This window comes from Streptomyces sp. NPDC088554, assembly GCF_044752945.1.
Taxonomy (GTDB): domain Bacteria; phylum Actinomycetota; class Actinomycetes; order Streptomycetales; family Streptomycetaceae; genus Streptomyces.
On record NZ_JBIVMF010000050.1, the window covers coordinates 1 to 20,458 of the forward strand.

General features: G+C 67.4%; 17 protein-coding genes and 2 pseudogenes. 9 read left to right on the forward strand and 10 right to left on the reverse strand.

From position 1 onward, the window contains the following. Positions 1–536, forward strand: a 536-nt coding sequence (locus ACIP8W_RS30810; RefSeq protein ID WP_402205665.1) for an ATP-binding protein, incomplete at its 5' end; no start/stop codon positions are given. A gap of 108 nt (positions 537–644) precedes the next feature. Here the strand turns inward: ACIP8W_RS30810 and ACIP8W_RS30815 are convergent. Further along, a pseudogene (locus ACIP8W_RS30815) lies at positions 645–1,379 on the reverse strand (replication initiator); the annotation flags it as partial. A 115-nt stretch (positions 1,380–1,494) separates the two neighbouring features. Between ACIP8W_RS30815 and ACIP8W_RS30820 the strand changes: the two are divergent. Then, positions 1,495–1,917 carry a winged helix-turn-helix domain-containing protein gene (locus ACIP8W_RS30820; protein WP_402147397.1) on the forward strand — a complete coding sequence of 141 codons (423 nt, stop codon included), beginning with the start codon at positions 1,495–1,497 and terminating at the stop codon, positions 1,915–1,917. A gap of 527 nt (positions 1,918–2,444) precedes the next feature. Here ACIP8W_RS30820 and ACIP8W_RS30825 read toward each other — a convergent pair. Next, positions 2,445–3,647, reverse strand: a complete 1,203-nt coding sequence (locus ACIP8W_RS30825) for a transcriptional regulator (RefSeq protein WP_402147400.1) — start codon at positions 3,645–3,647, stop codon at positions 2,445–2,447. Between the two features lie 181 nt (positions 3,648–3,828). Here ACIP8W_RS30825 and ACIP8W_RS30830 point away from each other — a divergent pair, with 181 nt between their 5' ends. The 3 genes from ACIP8W_RS30830 to ACIP8W_RS30840 all read left to right on the forward strand — a co-directional run bounded on the left by ACIP8W_RS30830 (position 3,829) and on the right by ACIP8W_RS30840 (position 5,743). After that, positions 3,829–4,134, forward strand: a complete 306-nt coding sequence (locus ACIP8W_RS30830; RefSeq protein ID WP_402147402.1) for a hypothetical protein — start codon at positions 3,829–3,831, stop codon at positions 4,132–4,134. A 76-nt stretch (positions 4,135–4,210) separates the two neighbouring features. After that, the gene (locus ACIP8W_RS30835; RefSeq protein WP_280725360.1) at positions 4,211–4,462 is read left to right on the forward strand and encodes a hypothetical protein; all 252 of its coding nucleotides are present in this window, start codon (positions 4,211–4,213) and stop codon (positions 4,460–4,462) included. Between the two features lie 612 nt (positions 4,463–5,074). After that, positions 5,075–5,743: a hypothetical protein gene (locus ACIP8W_RS30840; RefSeq protein WP_402147405.1), complete on the forward strand. Its 669-nt coding sequence runs from the start codon at positions 5,075–5,077 to the stop codon at positions 5,741–5,743. Positions 5,744–5,849: 106 nt separating this feature from the next. Here ACIP8W_RS30840 and ACIP8W_RS30845 read toward each other — a convergent pair. Continuing rightward, positions 5,850–6,148: pseudogene (locus tag ACIP8W_RS30845) on the reverse strand (tyrosine-type recombinase/integrase); the annotation flags it as partial. Between ACIP8W_RS30845 and ACIP8W_RS30850 the strand changes: the two are divergent. The 3 genes from ACIP8W_RS30850 (at position 6,053) to ACIP8W_RS30860 (ending at position 7,464) form a co-directional block, all read left to right on the forward strand. After that, complete coding sequence (locus ACIP8W_RS30850) at positions 6,053–6,280, forward strand: hypothetical protein (protein ID WP_402147439.1); 228 nt, start codon at positions 6,053–6,055, stop codon at positions 6,278–6,280. The pseudogene ACIP8W_RS30845 and the gene ACIP8W_RS30850 sit on opposite strands and share 96 nt — an antisense overlap. After that, a complete protein-coding gene (locus ACIP8W_RS30855; RefSeq protein ID WP_402147441.1) occupies positions 6,273–6,560 on the forward strand; it encodes a hypothetical protein in 288 nt (95 codons plus the stop codon). Before ACIP8W_RS30850 ends, ACIP8W_RS30855 begins: the two co-directional genes overlap by 8 nt. A gap of 538 nt (positions 6,561–7,098) precedes the next feature. Then, positions 7,099–7,464: a hypothetical protein gene (locus ACIP8W_RS30860; RefSeq protein ID WP_402147408.1), complete on the forward strand. Its 366-nt coding sequence runs from the start codon at positions 7,099–7,101 to the stop codon at positions 7,462–7,464. Positions 7,465–8,641: 1,177 nt separating this feature from the next. On the opposite strand, the gene ACIP8W_RS30865 is transcribed toward ACIP8W_RS30860, so the two are convergent. After that, on the reverse strand, positions 8,642–8,854 hold the full coding sequence (locus tag ACIP8W_RS30865; protein ID WP_402205668.1) for a DUF397 domain-containing protein: 213 nt from the start codon (positions 8,852–8,854) through the stop codon (positions 8,642–8,644). A 24-nt stretch (positions 8,855–8,878) separates the two neighbouring features. Further along, positions 8,879–9,730 (reverse strand): helix-turn-helix domain-containing protein, encoded by an 852-nt coding sequence (locus ACIP8W_RS30870; RefSeq protein WP_402205670.1) that lies wholly within the window; start codon positions 9,728–9,730, stop codon positions 8,879–8,881. A gap of 488 nt (positions 9,731–10,218) precedes the next feature. Here ACIP8W_RS30870 and ACIP8W_RS30875 point away from each other — a divergent pair, with 488 nt between their 5' ends. Next, positions 10,219–10,641, forward strand: a complete 423-nt coding sequence (locus tag ACIP8W_RS30875; RefSeq protein ID WP_402205672.1) for an ATP-binding protein — start codon at positions 10,219–10,221, stop codon at positions 10,639–10,641. 142 nt (positions 10,642–10,783) lie between these two features. Here ACIP8W_RS30875 and ACIP8W_RS30880 read toward each other — a convergent pair whose 3' ends face one another. From ACIP8W_RS30880 to ACIP8W_RS30900, 5 genes are all read right to left on the reverse strand, one after another. After that, positions 10,784–13,219 carry a galactose oxidase-like domain-containing protein gene (locus ACIP8W_RS30880; RefSeq protein WP_401956207.1) on the reverse strand — a complete coding sequence of 812 codons (2,436 nt, stop codon included), beginning with the start codon at positions 13,217–13,219 and terminating at the stop codon, positions 10,784–10,786. Continuing rightward, the gene (locus ACIP8W_RS30885) at positions 13,216–14,439 is read right to left on the reverse strand and encodes a glycosyltransferase (RefSeq protein ID WP_401956206.1); all 1,224 of its coding nucleotides are present in this window, start codon (positions 14,437–14,439) and stop codon (positions 13,216–13,218) included. The genes ACIP8W_RS30880 and ACIP8W_RS30885 overlap by 4 nt, the downstream gene beginning before the upstream one ends. A 92-nt stretch (positions 14,440–14,531) precedes the next feature. Continuing rightward, positions 14,532–16,226: an ArnT family glycosyltransferase gene (locus ACIP8W_RS30890; RefSeq protein ID WP_402205675.1), complete on the reverse strand. Its 1,695-nt coding sequence runs from the start codon at positions 16,224–16,226 to the stop codon at positions 14,532–14,534. Further along, entirely contained in the window at positions 16,223–17,479 is a 1,257-nt protein-coding gene (locus ACIP8W_RS30895; RefSeq protein WP_401956221.1) for a glycosyltransferase, read from the reverse strand. The genes ACIP8W_RS30890 and ACIP8W_RS30895 overlap by 4 nt, the downstream gene beginning before the upstream one ends. A 212-nt stretch (positions 17,480–17,691) precedes the next feature. Beyond that, positions 17,692–19,725 (reverse strand): thioredoxin domain-containing protein, encoded by a 2,034-nt coding sequence (locus ACIP8W_RS30900; protein ID WP_402147428.1) that lies wholly within the window; start codon positions 19,723–19,725, stop codon positions 17,692–17,694. Positions 19,726–20,458 lie beyond the last annotated feature (733 nt).

The window sequence follows — 20,458 nt, forward strand, 5'->3', positions numbered from 1 at the left end:
CGAACCATCGGCCCCTGCTGACCACGTCCCATCGATCGAAGAACCGTCCTGAACTGCAACAACATGCTCAGCTCGCGAACGAACCGGCGATAACGCCCGGCGTGGGCAAGACCCACATCGCGATCGCGCTGGCGGTCGCCGCCTGCCGGGCCGGCTACTCGATCTACTTCACCAGCCTCGACGATATGGTCCGCAACCTCAAAGCCGCCGAAGCGGCAGGGCGGTTGACCAGCAAACTCCGCTCCTATCTGCGGCCGAGCGTTCTCGTGGTGGATGAGGTCGGCTACCAGCCGCTCGAACGCGCCGAGGCGAACCTGGTCTTCCAGGTGATCTCCAAGCGCTACGAGAAGGGCTCGATCATCCTCACCTCGAACAAGACCTTCAGCGAATGGGGCCAGGTCTTCGGCGACGAAGTCCTCGCCACCGCGATCCTCGACCGCCTCCTGCACCACTGCGAAGTCGTCCCGATCAACGGCCCCAGCTACCGGCTCAAGAACCGCCTCCAGGCCATCGAGCGCGAGACAGACGTGGCCTGACAGGTGGGGACGAAGAAAGGTACGCGACTGGGGAGCTAAGTCCGTACGCCGACAGTAGTCGTACCGCTGCGGGTTCAGCGGGGTGCCGAGGAGCGGGTCGCCGTCGGCGTGCCGGGTGCCGCAGGTGCAGGGGGCGGTACCGGGTTGGTTGTGGACGGGGCCGAAGCCGGGGGCGGTGAGGGTGGCGAAGACGCGGGGGTGGGTGGCGACGGTGGTGGGGACGGTCTTGCCGCCGCGTAGTCCGGCGGCGATGAGCTGGTAGGTGTCGTAGCGGTAGAGGGTGGAGCAGGCGGGGCAGCGGGTGGTGCGGCGGTTGCCGCAGCGCACCAGGAGTTCGCCTGCGGGCAGGTGGCGGGTGTCGAGGTGGTCGAGGATCTGGCCGGTGGCGGTGTCCAGGCGGGTGCGGTGTCCGGTCATGCGGATCGGGCGGGCGCAGCCGCCCAGGGAGCCGATCTGCCGGGCCAGGGGTGCGAGGTGTCCGGCGGCGGCGAGCTTGGCCAGCCTGGCGGTCAACCGCGCCCGGCGTTCCAGGGCCGAGTTCCTGTTCGCGGACGTGTCGGGGCTGGTGGTGAGCGCCGGTGCGGCGAACGCCGTGCTGGCGGGAGTGGAGGTGGTTGCGGGGGTGGGGAGTTGGAGCTGTGCGGGCATGGGGACAGACCTCCGGCAGGAGTCGGGAGAAGAGGAGAGGCGATTGAGGGGCGACCCGGGTGGTCGGCGCACGTGGGAACGGTGCGTGTGACGGCGGGCGCGGGTGATGGGCCGGGGATGTCTGGCCTGGTCAGCGGTGGTGTTCACCAGCGGTGCGTGAAGGTAGCATCGCTTCAAGCGCGCATTCAAGTGCATCCCTCCTCATCTGTTTCGGTGGCCGGTGGGGACGCGGGTACTGTGGCCCCGGTCTTCCGTTTTGGACGGGCCGGATTTCGGTGGTAGAGGCGCAGAGAAGGCGGGGTGACCTGCGGTGACGGTGGGGCGGCGGGGACGTAGACCGGCGGGCGGCACGGTGCTGCTGACGTTCGAGGTCATCGCCGAGGCCCTGCGGGAGCGGATCCGCTCCGGCGGGCTGAAGCCCGGGGACGCGCTGCCGACGCAGGCCGTGTTGATGGCGGAGTACGGGGCCTCCAGCCTGTCCGTGCAGAAGGCCATGGCCCTGCTGAAGCAGGACGGCTACGCGATCTCCCGCCCCGGCAAGGGCGCCTTCGTCGCCCACCCCGACGCCGACGGTGACTCAGGTGACGGGGAGGCGGGGAACACGCCCGTCGGAGGGACGGCGGCGCGCGTCGAGGCACTGGAGTTGGCACTGGCCAAGACGCTCGAACAGCTCACCGCCCTGCGTGCCCGCGTCGAAGCCCTGGAAGCGGGCGGCACCGAGCGAGGCCGCTGACCCGTCGGCCCCTGGACCGCCAGGGAGCTGTGCGTCCAGATTTTCTCTACGCGGTTCAAGGCGGGCTCCGCCCGCTGGAGGTGGCCCGACGTCGCCGACCGACCCAGAGTCAGGCCAGCACCCGAGGTCCGTGCGGGTGTCGAGGATCAGCGGGCAGCCGAGTCGTGGGCGGGTTCGGCCGGTGCCCGACGGGAGCAAGTTGTGCGGTAAGCGTTGCTTACCCCGAGCCCCGGCCAGCCGGAGCAAGTTGTGGGGTAAGGACTCCTTGCACCTTGCGGAGCAAGTTGTCGCCTGCGACCGTCCTACGGTCGGATCGCTGGCAGGGTCGGCCAGGGGTCCGACCCTCCGTTTCCATCGCCGGGCCCGCCGAGGGCGGTGTCCGACGCCGCCCTCGGCTCTGCAGGGCAAGTTGCCCGCCGACCCGCCGACCGCTCCTGTGCCGAGCGACCAGACCGTGCGCAAGCCCGCCGAGTACCGAGACGCCCGCAATCAGCAGATCCGAACTCGGCCCCGCGCGATCGGGACGATCAGGACGCCAGCAGCTCGGCGACTTCGGGAACGTCGCGGAACGCTCGCAGCCGGTCCAGCACGATCCGTGCGCGCTCGGTGGTGCGTTCGCTGCCGCTCTGCCCCAGGGCGAGCATCCGGCCAGCGGTCCTGGCTGCGGCCTCGGGCTCGTTGGCGTCGGCGTAGGCCACGGCCAGCCAGGACAGGTACAGCGCCAACTCCCTTGCGTGACTGGCGTCGTAACGGCCCAGGACGTCCGTCAGCAGCGGTACGGCACGCAGTGGCCGGTGCAGCTCGGTGTAGACGCGGGCCTCCATGGCCTGGAGTTCCCCGGCGTCCATCCAGTACAGGTACGACGGTGACTCGGTGCCGGCCGAGTCCTGGGCCAGGGCCTCGCTGGCTTCCCCGAGGGCATTCATCGCAGGGCGGTCCTGGCCGGCGCGAGTGTGCGCCCAGGCCACCCGATCCAGGTACAGCGCGCGGGCTTTCGCCGGAGCATCGGGACCAGCCTCCTCCACTGCGGCGGCAGCCAGGTCCACCGCGTCGGTTGCCCGTCCGGTGTTGCTCCACTGGTAGGCCAGCGAGCCCGCGACGTTCCCCGACAGCACGCCGTCCCCGGCGCCACGGGCGGCACTGATCCCGAGTCGGTAGATCCGCTCCGCCTCGGCGTGCTCGCCCGCGTCGGATGCGACCCAACCGGCGATCTGCGCCAACTCGCCAATCGCCCGTAGCAGTTCGCGGCCCACCTGCTCGGTATGGGTGCCCTCGCGGTAGAGCGTGACCGCCGCCCGCAGTTCCCGCAGGGCCGGGGCGATTAAGTCCTTCCCGTACACCACATCGTCGGCCAGCCGCAGGCCGTGCACCCGGTGGACCAGGTCGGTAACCTGCCCGGCACCGATCCGACGGCCCGTACGGGCGCTCAACGGGGACAGCGGATCGCCCTCGGGCAGGAAGTCGGCCACGGTCAACACGCGCGGCGCGGACTCGGGGGGCTGGACTACCTTCGCCGCTTCCAGCAGCTCGCGGGGAACCTCCAGCACCAGCGCCAGGAAGGGCAGCCACTCCCGGGGGGACCGAGTGCCGATCTCCCAGCGGGACACGTCGTTTCGCGTCGGAGGAACGCGCCCGGGAGCAGCCTCGGCCAGCGCCTCGGCCAGCCGCCGCTGACTCCAACCGCGCGCCAAACGCAGCCGCCTGACCAGTTCCCCGACCGTCTCCCGCACCAAGCCAGCTTGGCAGACACAGAGGCAGACACGCTGGCTACTCCGCAAGGTTCGCGCCAAAGGGGACCCTGATCAACAGCCACAGCGGAGCCGACCACGGGCGGGCACGATGAACCAGAACAGCAGCCGAGCGGAACGCCTGCCTCATCGGAGTGCGGAGTCCGCAGGGGAGGGGCCTCGGTTGCTCCCTTGGACCACCCCGGACGGGAACCCCTGCTACCTGAGCACCAACGGCAGGGGCTACCTCTCGACCCTCGCCGACGACATCGAAACGGTGCAGATCGGCATGGGTGAGGAACTGTTGGAGTACGCCCGAGGCGTCCTGGCACCTGGAACGCTCGTGCGGCCAGCCGTCGAATACCGCTGGCTGGCCTGCCGGCTGACCGAGGCCCTGTCGGATGCCCTCAGAATCGCGGACTCACGCGGGCAGCGCATCTCCGCCCCGCAGGAGGCGACCGAGGGTGCCCGACCTGACGAGCACAACTGACGGCCAAGTCCGCGACACCACCACGGCGGTAGACCTTCGAGACCCGATGACGAGATAGAGGCAAAGGACCACACTGATGGGGACGACCACCCGCTACCGGTTCCGCGAGTACAACGTGACCACCGACCCGGACCCCTTGGCGCTGCCGACCTTCGAGGCGCTCTGCGTCACCGGCGAAGAACAGGACTGCGCTGCCGCGTCCGGCGAGCTGCACACACCCGATGAGCTGACGCGCTGGATCGCCGGACACTGCGCGCAGACCGGCCACCAGTCCTATCGGCAGACCACCCACACCATCGTCCGTGCCGAGCCCGGAGCGTGGCAGTAGGATCACGCGCGCAGCCGATGACAGCACAACTGGTCTATACCTCTGACGGCAGTAGCGACGGCAACAACCACGGACTTCAGCGCACATCCACGGACATCGACGGACCGTCAAACCACCGTTGACCTGCGAAAAAGCAGGTGGAGAGGGGTCGCGTAGCACACGTACTATGTGCTGGCGGGGGCGACGCCGGTTCTGGTACACAACTGCGGCGGCGGGGCTGCCGACCTAGGTCATCTGACCGATAGGGCCGACGACTTGCATTCTCTGATTCCGTCAGGCGGCCAGCGGTACAGGACTACCGGGGTGTTGCACGCCGACGGCGTTGGTGGAGGCATTGATCTGTCTGCTGTTGGAGCGAGGAGTAACCTCACTCTGATCCAAAGGGCTGATTCTCTTGACGCTGGAGAATTGGCTATATCGATGAGTAATGGTGCGCATGCTGAAGTGAAGCTAGTAACTGCAGCTCAGCACCTAGGTCTTAGTCCTGGTGGGATTGCAGCCAGTAGGCCTTTCTGTCCTGCTTGTTCTCAGTTCCTGACAAACCAGGGTGCGACACTTGTGAGCCCTAGGACCGCTCTCTGGCTTCCGCCCGGCGTAAGGTAACTCTCGATCGTGGCGGCATCGGAAGGGGTGCAAATGCTCACAAAGGAAGAGATTGGCCGGATCGAGGCAGCGTGTGGCGAGCTGGCCCTGGAGAGAGTCTTCGTGCTCTCTCTGGCCGCAGCCCACCGGACTCTTCCCGTCTATCAGGCGTACAGCGAGGCCCACGCTGAGCTGGAAGGATACGGATTGGTTCACGATGGCCTGGTGGGGGCGTGGCGAGTTCTGCGCGCCAGGCCGGGCGCCTCTGCCATCGAACTTGCTCCCAGGCTTGAGGCTGCGATCAGGAGTGCAGAGTCAGACCTTGAGTCGATCAACACGGTTGATGAATTTGGCCTCGCGCAAGCTTTGACTGTGGAGTCAATTTCTGCCGCGACTCTGGCGTTGCGCTCCTACCTCGAAGAATCGCGAAGTGGCGCATTCAATGCCGTTATTGGCGCTCTTGAGGTTGATTCTGTTTGGGCGGAAGGCGAGGCCGAACGTCCAGGCGCCGAAGGCGACGTTTCGTGGGACAGGTTGATGACTCACTACGGGCAGCAAGTGCGGGATATTGCCCTCCTGTCTGGTGCTGATGAGTCTGACAAGAAGCTCCTGTTCCGTGATGTTGCGATGCGCGCCGAAAGGGAAGGTATGCCTTTCCTTGTCCGGATGAGGGAATTGGTGTCGACCACGACCCCTTGATCTCATAGGGGGTCGTGAAAGACCGCGCATTTCATCAACAAAGTGCCCCGCCGGATTGATTCCGGCGGGGCACTTCGGCTGTTTGACGGCAACGGTGACGGCAACGTCAGCGGACGACGGCTGTGACGGATGGGTTGTCGGGGTTGTCGTCGGTTGATGTGAGGACGCCTCCGAGGGTGTCGATGGCTTGGCGTTGGAGGCGGAGTCGGACGTGGGCGCAGACGTCGGCGGTGACGCCGATGTGGGCGTGCCGAGGAGCTCCTTGATGACGAGTTCGACGCCCTGTTCGAGGAGCAGGGCCGCGGTCGAGTGCTGGAGGTCGTGGAAGCGGATGCGGCGGATCCTGGCCTGGCGGAGCAGGGTGTTGAAGTGCCGTGTGAGGGTGGACCCTTCGATCGGGGCGCCGTCGAGGTCTCGAGCACCGAGTACCGCTGGATCGCCTGCCGACTGCCCGAAGCCCCCACCGACGCCCTCCGGGTCGCCGACTCCCGCAGCCGGCGCATCCCCGATCCGGACGAAGCAGCCGACGATGCCTGACCCGGCAACTACCGCCGCACCCGGCCAGGACGCCACGCGTGGGCGCTACCGGTTCCGCGAGTACCACGTGACCACCGCCGCCGACCTCATAGCACTGCCCGCCTATGAGGCGCTCTGCGTCACCGGCGAAGAACACAACTGCGGCGCCGAATCTGGCACCCTCCACACCCCGGACGAGCTGACCCGCTGGATCGCCCAACACTGCGCCCGAACCGGCCACCAGCACTACGAGCAGACCATCCGCGCCATACTCCGTGCCGAGCCCGGAGCGCGGCAGTAAAGTCCCCCTGCCCGGGAGTAACGGCCCCGGACTCCCTGACGGCAGTAGCGACGGCAACACCCACGGATTCCCCCGCACAACCACGGACACCAGCGGAACCCGAAACCACCACTGATCTGCGAATACGCAGATAGAGAGGGGTCGCGTAGCACACGTACCATGTGCTGGCGGGCGAGACTCCGATACTTGTTCACAACAGCAACTGCGATGTCCCATCCGGATCTCTCCAAGGTGAGAAGCTCGCGCAAAAATTGCGGCTCGAGTCGGCGAACTCGCCTTTCACTGGGAGTGGCCAACTAACGCCTGATGCGATCTCCGGTTCCAGGTTGGCGATGCCTGGAACGAAAATGGGGAACAAGGAACTTCAAGCTCGATTCGCAGAACGCGGAGGTGCTTCACAATGGGGCAAGTACAGCACCGAGACGAATAAAAGCCCGTACGGTGATTATCAAGTGCACTACTACATGAACCGAGTTTCGGGCGAGGTCATGTACGACTTCGACTACAAGGCCGTCATGAACCGCAGAGGGAGCGCCCCGTGAAAGTGAAGTTCACCGGCGTCGAAGGTCACGAGCAGAGTGTTCGTCAGGGGGCGGATGCCCTGCGTCAGGGGCGGGTGTACGTGGTCCTTGAGGCGTACTGCCAGACGGAAGGACCGAACTACTTCAGGATCGAGTTCCGTAGAGGCGAACTTCCGCCCCTCTTTGACTCGCGACTCTTCGAAGTAGTCGACTCAGAGGTGCATCCATCGTGGACGGTATCCACTGAGTGGGACGGATCGCTCACAATGGCTCCTACTGCCTGGCAAGTTCCGGGTTTCTGGGAGGAGTTCATGGATCATTCCCCAGCCGCGATCGAAATCTATGAGCTTGGCAGAGATGCCCTGATGCTGGGGTCTGAATAGCTAGGGCTTCCATTCTGGTCGTGTCCCACGACGTGGTGTAGAGGATCAATCGCTACGCGTTCCGGTTCGAGGCCCACGGTGATCTCTGTGGATGCGGCGGCCCACGAAGCGTCCCGGTGAGGCGGGTTGGACGCCCGACAGGGTGGGGCCACCGCCACTGACGTGCGGATTCCGGCCACTTGATCCCCTACACCACCTGGCGGGACACCATCTCCATTCTCGATTTCGGATCGGCGGAGAACGTGATCCGGTGCGGTGCCGCGAGACTGCGAGCGCACCGCCTCGCGGTGGCTATATAGGTGGCGCCTTTTTCTTCCGGCAAATCTGGAGCCCCGACAGGTGACGCCTGTCGGGGCTCCAGTGCTGTCCAACGGCAGTAGTCGACGGCCACGTCAGTGGACAAGGGCGGCGCAGGGTGGTGGGCCGTCGCCGTTTCGGCTGACCGTCCCGATGATCGAGGTTAGATTCGATTTTGGCAGATCTGGAATACCCGGACGCGGCGATTTGCATCATATACCCGAAAGAAGGATGTCCGGCGCACACATATCCAGAACTGGGCGAGAAACCTCTATCGGTTTCCCTTACAAGGTGGAGAGCCGTCCTTGAAAAAATAAATTCTGGAAGCCTCTCACTTGCTATGGAATCAATGAAGATTCGAGATCAAGTCCAGTCGGCCTTGGGTTCAGAAACCCGGGAGCTATTCTTGCGCACGCTCGGACATCATCATCGGGATTTCGGCGCGCGAGATCTTCGCCACCGGAAGACCGGACGGCCTGAGCAAATCCCGCGCCTACAACGATATAATGATCGCTTTTTGGTCACAGCTCGACGTTTCCAAGTCGGTAGACACCGCAGGATATCCGGACTCAGCTTTCCTGCAATCCTCTTGAGTAAGGCCGATACCGGAGGCGTGCGATCGCACCTGCGGAGTGCACTTGAGAGCGCACCGGCCTTCACCGATTCAATCAAACCACAAATAAATAAATCTGCTTGGATTTGAATAAGAAGGACAAGAGGGGGATCATAGAATAGATGACTAGGCCAAGCGGAGCGGATGAACGATCGACCGGTCGAGAGAAATCAAAGCCGATGGAAATTTTCAGGTAAATCGAATCATATCTCCAGTTCTAACAGCGCCGCCCCGAGAGCCCGACTCTCGGGGTTCAGATTCAACGGATCATTCAAAGAGAGTCCCGCGTTTTACCGCACCGATGAACGAAGACCAATTATCCGCCGGAAAGACAAGAACTGCACGGTGCGGATTCTTGCTGTCACGTATGACGCGAACTTCCGTGCGGTCGGCTATCTCAATACAGTCGCCGCCACCGGAGCCGCCACCGCTGTAGCTGCTCTTGCGCCATATGACATTGTCGAGTTCGGAGGCAAGCACGATATACACCTCGGCTTCTTTCGGTTACAGCTCGCGCCTGACCTGGCGGATCAGGTCGAGGCTGGCAGCAGGTCCCAGCGCGGCTGATCGCAGCGTATCGAAGGCGAGCGTATAGGAGCGGGTCTCTTCGGGGGTTTCCATGTGGAGGGTCCCCGTGACGTGTTCGATGCACACCACGTCGGAGAAGGCGGGTGTGGGGAAGCCGAACATGACGAAGGCTCCGATCAGCCCTACATGGGCGCCCGTGCCGAGCGGCAGTACCTGGATCTCGATGCTGGGGCGCTCCGCGAGGTCCAGGAGATGGTCGAGTTGTGGTCCCATCACCTCCTTGCCGCCCACCTGGCTCCGCAGGGCGGCTTCGCCTTCGATGACACAGATACGCGGCGGTTCGTCACGCTCCAGGACTTCCTGGCGGTGCATCCGCGTGTCCACGAACACGTCCACGCGCTTGCTGCTGAGCATCTCGGGGTTGGCCCGGTAGAGGGTGCGGGCGTAGTCCGGGGTCTGGAACAGCCCCGCGATCAGGAGCGGTTGGTACGAGCGGATGTAATCCGCCGTCTGTTCGTAGTCGATGTGGTCGGCGTACGAGGGAAGCGTCGCCCCAAGGTTCCGGGTCCAGCCCCGCTCACCGCCCCGCCGGGCGAGGCTGAGCAAGTCCTCGACGAACCTCGGATCCTCGACCTCGTAGAACATGAGCAGGTCGCGCAGTTCACCCAGGGACATGCCCAAGCGCGCGTTCTCGATGCGGCTGATCTTCGAGCGATGACAGCCGATGCGGTCGGCGGCTTCCTCCGGCGACTTGCCTGCTGCTTCCCGGAGCCTGACGAGCGTGGCAGCGAGCCGACGCCGTCGGATAGTTGGCCGTGGTTCGGCCATGAGTTTGACCCTTCGCACTGGCGATTCACCCGGAGTGGTTCGATCGGGCAATCTTGGAACATTTTCTGTTGGGCTTGGTTGCGCTAAGGATCCTTGTGGGAGCACTCTGTTTCCAGTTGCCCATCGTGGTGAGTCAATCACGTTGGGTGCAACCCGTGGTGGGCGGAGCCACTGCGCGCAAAACCCCCGCGACCGCGTGAAGGGCGGTCCGGGGGCGTGGCCAACGCTGTGAAGGAGCGTCAACAAGTGGATTTTATCGTCTGTCTCTTCGGGTCGCTGGTGCGACTCGTCTTCCCCGGCGCGTGGCGCCATCGGTCCCCTGTGGTGCCGTGCGCGGCACCCCCCGGGCGCCGGTCCGTGGTGGTCTTCGCGGTGGCCGCACGGCCCGTGTTGCCAGGGCCGTGCGGGCGGGCCGAGTTCGAGCGGTGGGAACGTGCCGCGCGGCGGCGGGAGTTGTGGTCCGCCTCGCAGGATGCGGGGGTGGCCTGATGGAGGACAGCCAGAGCAGCGGCAGCCGCCCCGTCGTACTGCGGTGGAGTCGGCATCCGAGCTGTGTGGGGCTGGCGCGGCTGGAGTTGCGGAAGGCGTTGGCCCTGTGGGGGATGTCGGCGCTGGAGGATTCCGCGTTGCTGATCCTGTCCGAGCTGGTCACCAACGCCGCCCGGCACGCCCGGGTGTCGCAGGGGCGGGAGATCGAGACGCGGTACGCGGTACGTCCCGGGGGCGGGCTCCGTATCGAGGTGCACGACGCGTCGGCCGAGCGACCGCGACAACGGGCGCACGATCCCGAGGCCGTCGACGGCAGAGGGCTCGTCATCGTGGACGCGCTCGCGGACGCGTGGGGCGTCGGTGAACGGAACGGTCCGGGCAAGGTCATCTGGGCGGAGCTGTCCGAGCGGGCCAGGCCGTAAGGGCCGGGGCCGGGGCGCGTCCGGGCGAGATGTGCGGAGAGCGGCCCGGTTGTTGTGTGGCTGGTTGCGTTCCCAGCCACACAACAAGGGCCCCGAAACGGTGTCCGCCCCCGACCCCAGGGCCGGACACCGTCCGCGTACGTCAGCGCTTCCGTACGTCCCCCCTGCCGCAGGCCACCCCGTCGCCGTTCGGGTCCAGGCGCAGGGGGTCGTCCTTGCCGTTGACCTTCAGACGGCCGTATTCATGGGTGGCCAGCCAGGCGCAGCGGGCTTTGGTGGTGGGGAGGGTGGCTGGGAAGACCGTGGGGACGCAGACGTTGGCCGAGCCGTAGTGGCGGTCGCAGCCGGCGATCTGCGGGGAGACCGGGGTGGAGGCGCGTTTCTTGCCCGGGGTTTTGGCGGGCCTGGCCAGGTCGCCCGCGAAGTCGTGGATGTGGGCGGAGTCCATCGCCTCGGCCGCCAGGGCCGGCGGGCCGCCCAGGTGGACCCATTCGGCGATCGAGGGGACGCCGTTGGCGTCGACCGCGAAGAGCATGTACCAGCCGGGCGGGGCCAGGTTGGGGTTGCTCGTGACGTTCAGGTCGATGTTGTCGCCGTCCACGGAGAGCGGCAGGTCCACGAAGCGCTGGTTGGGGTCGGAGGAGTGGGTGACGGCCGCCGGGCGGATCAGCTCGGCCTTGGCGATGGGACGGTCGACGGTGATGCGCTGCGTGTCGCCGTACAGCCACTGGTTGTCGATGAGCGAAGTGATCCGCGGGCGCGGCCCCTTGAGGAGGTACGGCGGGGTGTAGAGGGAGACGTGGTGGTTCCAGGTGCCGTTGCCCGGGTTGTCGCCCGTCGTCATCACGCGGCCGTCCGGCAGCAGGAACGCCGAGGAGTGGTAGCCACGGGCCTCGGGGTCGGGGGCCACCGGGTCGAAGGTGTCGGTCGCGGGGTCGAAGATCGACGACTCGTACACCGGGTTGGCGCGGTTGTGGAGCGCGCCGCCCGTCTCCAGGACCTTGCCGTCCGGGAGCAGCACGGCGGAACCGTACATCTTGCCCTGCGCGCCGGTCTGCGGCTGCGGTCCCGCACCCAGGTCCACGGTGCCCTGGGGGAGCAACGGCCCGTGTACGTATGACGGGTTGGGCTGTTTCAGGTCGATCAGGTCGGTCAGTCTGTTCGCCGCCGGGTTGGAGTCGATGTTGCCGCCGCCGATCGTCAGCACCCGCTGGTCCTGGGCGGGCGGCAGCAGGACGCTCGCGGACTGGTCGCGCTCGTCCTTGTTCTGGAGCCCGGGGACATCCGTGACGGTGTTGGCGTCGTAGTCGTAGATCGAGGAGCCCGTGCCGGGCGTGCCGTTGCCGAAGACATGGCTGCCCGAGTAGAAGAGCCGGCCGTCCTGCATGAGGATCATCGACGGGTACAGACCCCAGTACGACCAGGTCTGGTTGACCTGCCAGAGCGGCAGCCACCTGTTCTCGGTCGCCGACCAGCGCTCCGCCGTCACCGAGCCGCTGGAGTCCTCGCGCAGTCCGCCGAAGGACATCACGTCGCCGTTGCCCATGATCGTGGCCGACGGGTACCAGTGCCCGTCGTTCATGTCATTGGTCCTGCTGTACGTCTCGGTGGCCGGGTCGAAGACGTACGAGTCCTTGTAGCCCTGGTAGCCGACCGTGCCGTCCGCGGACGGATAGCCCTTGTTGCCGCTCATCACCAGGACCCGGCCGTCCGACAGCTGGACATGGCCCGAGCAGAACATGTCGTCGGGGGTCGGGATCGTACGGTACGAACCGTTCGCCGGGTCGTACACGGCGGAGGTGAACGTCCCCGCCTCGAACATGTCGGTGTCGTTCCCCGAGCCCGCGATCAGCAGGACCTTGCCGTTGTTGAGCACCACCGAGTGCATCGAGCGCACCGGGTTGTCCGTCGGCAGTACGTCCCATCTGCCGTCCGCGCACTCCTGCGCCGTGCCCGTGCACACCGGGTCGACGGGGGGCGGGGCGACCTCCTCCATCACGTAGTCGTCGGTGGTCACACTGCCTGTGCCGTACACCGACACACCCCAGCTGATCCGGTCGGTGCCGGGCGGGACGGCGGGGGTACGGACCTCCGCCTTCTGGTAACCGGCGCTCAGGTCAAGGGTCTTGAGGTCGGTCCAGTACTGCCAGCCCGTCGTGGTGTCATGGCGGAAGAGGGTGACGGACGCGTCCGGGGTGGTCGACTTGTACCAGAGCGACAGGTCGTACTGGAGCCCCGTCGACACCCCGGGCGCACACGCCGCCGACTCCGTGACCAGCGCCTTTCGGTCGCCGTCGACCCGCCGGGTCAGCTCGACCTTGAGCGCCTTCGTACCGGAGTGCGCGTCGGCGACGACATCGAACGTGAAGTCGTTGTCCCCCCAGCCGGACCGCTCCCAGCAGTACGGCATGCCGTCGGCGCCCGTGCCCGCCGTCTCGAACCCGGCGTTCTTGATGAGGTTCACCCCGGCGACCGCCGGGGTCCGGGCGCCGAGGAGCAGGCCGCCGGTGAGGGCCGTGACAGCGAGGAGGGCCGTACGGCGGGAGACGCGGGTGCGGGTCCTCCTGGGACGTCTCACCGGACCGCCTCGCTCTCGATCCCCGCCCCGATACGCTCCCCCGGCGCCCCGCCGCCCCGGCGGACCACCGAAGTCGGCTTGTCCATAAGAGACTTCCGCTTCGGCAGATACACCAGCGCCTCCGTCCCCGCGAACCGCAGCACGAACGTCGCCAGCAGCCCGCACACCGTCGCGGACATCGCCCCCATCCCGAACTGCGACACGAACAGCGCGATCAGGGGTATCCGCAGCAGCAGATCGGCGTTGGCCAGCAGCGCGAACCGGGTCATCCGGTCCGCCCAGTGCCGGTGCGCCCGGCGGTTGCGGAAGAGCAGCGCCTCGATCAGGAGGAAGTTCCACACCACCCCGAACTGGTTGGCCAGCACCTCGGCCGGCAGATAGTGCATCCCGGCGCCCGTCAGCCCGTACAGCGCCAGCAGGTTCGGTACGAAGCCGGAGAGCCCGATCAGTCCGAAGGCCACCATCCGGGCGGCCGGGGCGGCGGTCCGCAGCTCCACCAGGTGGCGCAGGAAGCGCAGCCCCTCCTTGGCCGAGGACTTCGACTCGCCCGCGAACCTGTCGCGGAAGACGAACGGCACCTCGGCGGGGCGGCCCGGCCCGCACCGGACGGCCAGCTCCAGCAGGATCTTGTAGCCGAGGGGGCGCAGCGCGTCGGCGGTGACGGCGGAGCGGCGGATGGCGAAGAAGCCGCTCATCGGGTCGCTCATCCCGCGCAGTCCGCGTGGGAAGACGGCCTTGGCCAGCCAGGTCGCGGCGCGCGAGACAGCGACGCGGTAGCCGCCGGCCAGTCCGGCGCGGCTGCCGCCGTCGATGTAGCGGCTGGCCACGACGAGATCGGCGGACGCCCGCTCACCGGCCTCGACGAGGTCGGGTACGAGCGCGGGCGGATGCTGGAGGTCGGCGTCCATGACGACGATCCACTCCGAACCGGCCGCCTTGAGTCCCTCGACGACCGCCCCGCCGAGTCCGCCCTCGGGCGTGTCGCGGTGGATCACATTGACGGGGAACGGGCAGTCCTGCGCGGCGGAGGCGATCACGGCGGGTGTGTCGTCCGTCGAGTCGTCGACGAAGAGGACCTCGCAGGGCAGCCTGGCGGGGACGGCTTCGGTGAGCTGGCGGAGCAGCTCCCGTACGTTCCCCGACTCGTTGAAGGTCGGGATGATGACGGTGACGGCCCCGGGCTCGGCGACGGCCCCCGACTCCAGCTCGGGAAGGCCCACGGGCCCCGGAATCCCCGGGAGCCCCGGAATCCCCGGATGGTTCCGGCCGTTTCCCGGCCCCGGCTCCCCGGCCCCGAGGGAAGGTAGTTCGCTCATCGCTCATCGCCTCCCACGATCCGCCGGATCTCGATCCGGTCCTCGCCCTCGCCGAAGACGGCGACGGTGTTCGAGTGTGTGAGCGCGTCCCGCACCGTGGGCAGGTCGCGCGCGTCGCGCCGGACGGTCGGGGACGCGACGACGTAGTCGAGGTCGCGCCAGCCGTCCGGCAGGGTCTTGGTGACGGCCGGGTCGAGGTCCGCCTTGTAGAACCAGATGACGCCGAGCCCCGGTTCGTACCCGGCGTGCACCAGGTCCAGCCAGAGGGCGTCGTCCACCAGCACCCGGGCCCCGGCGGGATCGGGAACCTCCTTCGCCATCCAGGAGGCCGCCGCCCGGTAGGGGGCGTTGGCGTCGGCGGTGAGGGCGGTGCGGTTGCCGTCGTACCACTTCGGTACGGCGAGTACGGCGGCGGTCGCCGCGAGGGCCGCCAGCGCGGTCCAGCGCACGGCGGTCACCTTCCGGGGCTCCCCGGGGCGGCGCCCTTTGCGCAGGACGGCGTGGGTGACGCTGGCCGCGCCGCCCGCCAGGACCAGGGCGAGGAAGGGCAGCCCCTGGATGACGTACATCGCGGGCAGATAGCCGGACGGGCGCAGGGCCACGGCGGTGAGGATCAGCACGGCGAGCGCGGGCCCGGCGAGCGCCCGCGCGGTGACGGACCAGCGCAGGGTGGCGATCAGCAGGACGGCGCCCGCGATACCGCCGAGCGGCAGGATCCGGTCGTAGTACAGCCAGGACTGGAGGACTCCGTACGAACCGGTGCCCTGGTCGAGGACGAAGCCGGAGCCGGGGCGGCTCATCTGGTACGTGATGCCGTCCCAGAGGGAGACATGGCCGCCGCCCGACACCATCTCGCCCTTGAGCAGGGCGAACAGCGGGTAGGACAGACCGATCAGCACACAGGCGGTGATGGCGCCGGTCAGCGCGAACTTCCGGGTATCACGGTGGCTGTGGCGCCACATCGTGACCAGCAGGGCGGGGAGGACGACCAGCATCGTCTCCTTGGTGAGCACCCCGACGGCGGCGGCGAGGCCGGCCGCGAAGTGGTGCCACAGATGCCGGTTGGGCGAGGCGGCCAGGCAGAACGCGAGCAGCGTCCACATCACCGCGATGTTGTCGAGGAAGATCTCCCGCTGGAGCACCACGGAGAGCGGCGAGAGCCCGAACAGGAGCATCGCCAGACCCGCCGCCCAGCGCGGCAGCCACAGCCGCCTGGCCAGTACGTAGACGAGGACCGCGCTGGCGGCGCTGACCAGCAGCATCACCACGCGCATCGAGGCGACGGTCATGGAGTCGGGCGCGAGGAGCGAGGGCAGCCAGGTCAGGAACGCGATCTGTATCCAGCCGAGCGGCGGATGGTCGTACCAGTACGTGTAGTGGGCGAGCCCGCGGCCCTCCTGCACCGCCCATGCCTGGGCGAGGTAGGTGCCCTCGTCGTCGCTGAGGGTCGGGTAGTGCTGGATGTTCCAGCCCTGGACGATCATGATCGCGACCAGGAGCACGCCACAGAGGATCAGATCGGCGCGGGAGCCGCGGAAACGTATGACGGGGCGGGCGGTGAGCGCGGTCTTCCCGGGCCCCCCGGGGCCCTCCGTACCGTCCGGTCCAGGGCCGCGCTGCACGGGGATGGCGGGTCTCGGCCGGGCGTCGTCGGCCGGTTCCGTCGTCACCGCGGGGAGGGTGGAGGTCACGCGTGGACGTCCTCTCGGGTGAGATGCGCGCCGACATGGCTGGTCAGCTCCCAGTCGCTGCGGCCCCGGTGCTCACGCCAGACGGCGCGGATGGCCGCTCCGGCGAGGAACACCTGGTAGAAGGGGCCGCCGATGACGAGCTTGAGATAGTGCGGGAGCCGGACCCGCAGGCCGTACTGCTTGCCGAAGTCATGGAGCCCGACGACCTCGAAGACGAAGGTGACCGTGGCGGTGACGAGCGGCAGGAAGGTGATGAAGGCGACGGTCACGGGTACGTCGAGGAACAGCGCGACGCATACGTTGAGCGGGATGATCAGCCCGGTGAACGCCTGGAGGAACGGCGTCATCAGGGTGTAGCGGGCGAGCATCCGCTGTCCGCGCGTGGGCAGCTGCCGCCAGTCGTTCTTGCGGTAGACCTGAAGGAAGCCCTGGTTCCACCGGGTGCGCTGCTTGAGCAGCGACATCAGCGAATCGGGGGTCTCCTCGCGGGTCACCATGTCGGAGTCGTACGCGACGACGACCTTCTTGCCGACGCTGGAGAGCCGGACGCCCAGGTCACAGTCCTCGGCCAGGCAGTTCTGGTCCCAGCCGCCGGCCTCGCGCAGGACATCGGTCCGTACGAAGACAGTGTTGCCGCCGAGCGGGATGAAGCCCTTCTGGGCGTGCAGATGGAGCCTGCTGCGGAACCAGAAGAAGTACTCCAGGCAGTTGCGCAGGCTGTACCAGCTGGAGTGGAAGTTGATGAGCTGGACGCCGCCCTGGACGACATCGGCGCCGGTGGAGCGGAAGGCGTGGTCGACATGGGTGAGCAGCTCGGGGTGGACCTGGTCCTCCGCGTCGAAGACCCCGACGACCTCGCCCGTGCAGTACGGCAGGGCGGTGTTGAGCGCCTTGGGTTTGTTCTTCGCCTCGTGGGTGTCGACGACGACGCGGACCCGGTCGGGGGAGCGGACGGCGGCCCGCTCCGCGACTTCGGCGGTCTCCGGGTCGTCGTGTCCGACGATGACGATGATCTCGAAGCTGGTGTGGCTGGATTCGAGCAGCCGCTCGATGGTGTGCTCCAGCACGGCCTGTTCGTGCCGGGCGGGCAGGAGGAGCGAGAAGGAGCCCTCCCGGCCGCCGTCGGGCGGATCGAATCTGGTGGCGGCCAGCGTCTCCGGTGTACGCCACGCGTGCATCTGCCACCAGAGCGTGAACGCGGCCATCCAGAAGAGCGCCAGTGAAATGGCAGCAACGAGCACGGACGTGAACAAATGGCCCCCCTCGGCCAGGGCGAGCCGCGGCAAGGCCCCCCTGGCCGCCGGCTCACCCGTCATCCCCCGGTGCGCGCCGGTCATTGCGCGCACCCCTTGATTCCTCGTGACGACGATAAAGGGGACCTGTGACAACCGGGGGGCCGTTTGGGTGAATACTGCGTTTCAGGCCGATTCACTACCCGTCATAAATCAGCCATCCTCCACTCGAACTAATCGAACACATTCAACTCGCGCTTCAGTTCGGAAACTTCGCCGGTCGGAGCGGTGCATACGAAACGCCGGCAGACATAGGCGGCCGCTTCTCCCCCGACCGTCGGACGGTCCCTCAGCAACGGGAACTCGTCGCCGCCGGGTGCGCCGACCGCGACCACCGCGCCGGGGACGGTCGCCAGCAGAGCCGTACGGTGCAGCTCAGCCGTCTTCTCGTCGCCCGCGGCCCCCACCACGGCGATCTCGCGCGGCCCGTCGAGCAGCGCCTCGGCCACCGCCAGCCCCCACCCGATGTGCCGGGGCGCCCGGGGCCCCAGCGCCTTCACGACCCCCAGCGCGTTTTCGGCCGCGGTGCGATGGGCCTCCGAGCCGGTGTGCGCGGCGTACGAGAGCAGCGCTCCGGCGGCAGCGGTCCAGCCGGACGGGGTCGCGTTGTCCATCGGATCCTGTGGTCGTCGGATCAACTGTTCGGCGTCGTGGGCGGTGTCGTACAACGCTCCACCGCCCTCCGCGACGAACTGATCGAGCACAATGTCCAGCAAGAACCCGGCGAATTCCAGCCAAACTCCTTCGCCGGTCACACCCGCCAGTGCGAGAAACCCCTCCGCGACATCGCCGTAGTCCTCCAGCACCCCCGCGTTCACGCCGGCCCTGCCGTCCTTCGAGGTACGGGCGAGCCGCGCCCCGTCGTCCAGATGCACCCGTACGAGCAGATCGGCGGCCTCCGTGGCCCGCTCCACCAGATCGGGGCGGTCGAAGTACGCGCCGGTCTCGGCCAGCGCGGCGATGGCGAGGCCGTTCCACGCGGCCACGATCTTGTCGTCCCGGCCGGGCCGCGCCCGCTCCTCGCGGGCCGCGAGCAGCCGGGCCCGTACGGACTCGACGCGCGCCGCGTCCACCAGTCCCTCGCCGAGCGGGAGTTGTAGGACGGAGGCGCCCTCCTCGAACGTCCCCTCCTCGGTCACCCCGTAGTACCGGGCCGCGAACTCGCCGTCCGCCTCCCCCAGCACCTCGCGCAGCCGGTCCGGCGTCCACACGTAGTAAGCGCCCTCGACGTGCCGTCCGGCACCGTCCTCACTGTCCGCGTCGAGCGCGGAGGCGAACCCGCCCTCGGGGGTGCGCAGTTCACGTACCAGGAAGTCGGCGGTCTCGATCGCGACCCGCCGGGCCAGATCGGAGCCGGTGGCCCGCCACAGATGCGCGTACACCCGGCACAGCAGCGCGTTGTCGTAGAGCATCTTCTCGAAGTGGGGCACGACCCAGTCGCGATCCACCGAGTAGCGCGCGAAACCGCCGCCCAACTGGTCGTAGATCCCGCCCCTGGCCATGGCCTCGCAGGTGTCCGCCGCCATCTGGAGCGCGCCCTCGGCGCCGGTACGAGCATGGTGACGCAGCAGGAACTCGACCGCCATCGACGGCGGGAACTTGGGCGCCCCACCGAACCCGCCCCGCCGCGCGTCGTACTCCCGGGTCAGCCCGAGCAGCGCCTGCGCCAGCTCCCCCTCCCCGGGCACCCCGTCCGCCCCATGGGCCAACGACCGCCCGGCCAGCTCACCCACGATCCGCGCGGCAACCTCCGCGACCTCCTCGCGCCGATCGGTCCAGGCGGCACTGACACCCTCCAGGACCTGCGGAAAGGAGGCCATGCCGTGCCGGGGTTCGGGCGGGAAGTACGTACCGAAGTAGAACGGCTCCGCGTCCGCCGTCAGGAACACCGTCATGGGCCACCCACCCTGCCCGGTCGCCGCCTGCACGGCCTCCATGTAGACAGCGTCGATATCGGGCCGCTCCTCGCGGTCGACCTTGACGTTGACGAAGTGGGCATTCATGTACTTGGCGGTGGTGGCGTCCTCGAAGCTCTCGTGGGCCATCACGTGACACCAGTGACACGCTGCGTAGCCAACCGATAGCAGAACGGGTACATTGCGCCGTCGCGCTTCCTCGAAAGCCTCCGGCCCCCAGGGCCACCAGTCGACCGGATTGTCAGCGTGCTGAAGCAGATAAGGCGAGGTCACATCAGCCAACCGGTTCATACGAGCCAGCCTCTCACAGCACCCAGACCCCGAACGTGGAACCCGCGCACCTGCGTCCGCTTGGCCGATTTGCACTCATGCGCCATCACGTGGTGGATGGGGATCGCCCGGGATTCAAACTGACGAGCCGCTGTAGCAACCCGGCTGGTACTGCCCTGCCGTTGGGGCGCTCAGGGATGCGGCGCTACGCCGCCGTGGTGACGGGCTGGAGCCGACGGCTGGGTGAGGATTGCTCGCTTGGAGGTCAGGTGAGGAGCCGCATGGGGCCGCTGGCCGATCCAAAAGTGATACGTCACGGCTGGTGACCACCCTCGCCGCGCACAGCGGCCAGCCGACCTCCGCCGTGCTGGTGTTGCAGACCGGGTCCGGGATGTGATCCACAACTTCAATGAAGTACCACCCTGCGCTCGGACACTCTCCATCTACGCCGCGATGGTGGGACCTTGCTGGCGCCACTGGCGGATCTCGAGTGGCGTGAGATAGCCCCACTCGGGGTGCTGCATAAACGCCTACGGTTATAGAAGGTCCCGATGAACGCGAAGACCTCTGCGCGGGCGGTGGCGAGGTCCGGCCAAACCCGGGTGTCGATCAAGAGTGGGCTCCATGGGCCTTGACCCCGGATTCTGGACACGGGTTATGTGGCTGTTGTCGGCGTAGTTGGTGTTGTTCTGGTGGCTGTTTCGTAGGTGATCGGGCTGCGGTGTCCGAGGCGGGAGTGTCGGCGTCGGTTGTT

What these genes read in the sequence shown, in the direction of transcription:
- ACIP8W_RS30835 (WP_280725360.1), top strand. Translation starts at nt 4,211, where the DNA reads ATGGGGACGACCACCCGCTACCGGTTCCGCGAGTACAACGTGACCACC.
- ACIP8W_RS30855 (WP_402147441.1), top strand. Translation starts at nt 6,273, where the DNA reads ATGCCTGACCCGGCAACTACCGCCGCACCCGGCCAGGACGCCACGCGT.
- ACIP8W_RS30870 (WP_402205670.1), bottom strand. Translation starts at nt 9,730, where the DNA reads ATGGCCGAACCACGGCCAACTATCCGACGGCGTCGGCTCGCTGCCACG.
- ACIP8W_RS30875 (WP_402205672.1), top strand. Translation starts at nt 10,219, where the DNA reads ATGGAGGACAGCCAGAGCAGCGGCAGCCGCCCCGTCGTACTGCGGTGG.
- ACIP8W_RS30900 (WP_402147428.1), bottom strand. Translation starts at nt 19,725, where the DNA reads ATGAACCGGTTGGCTGATGTGACCTCGCCTTATCTGCTTCAGCACGCT.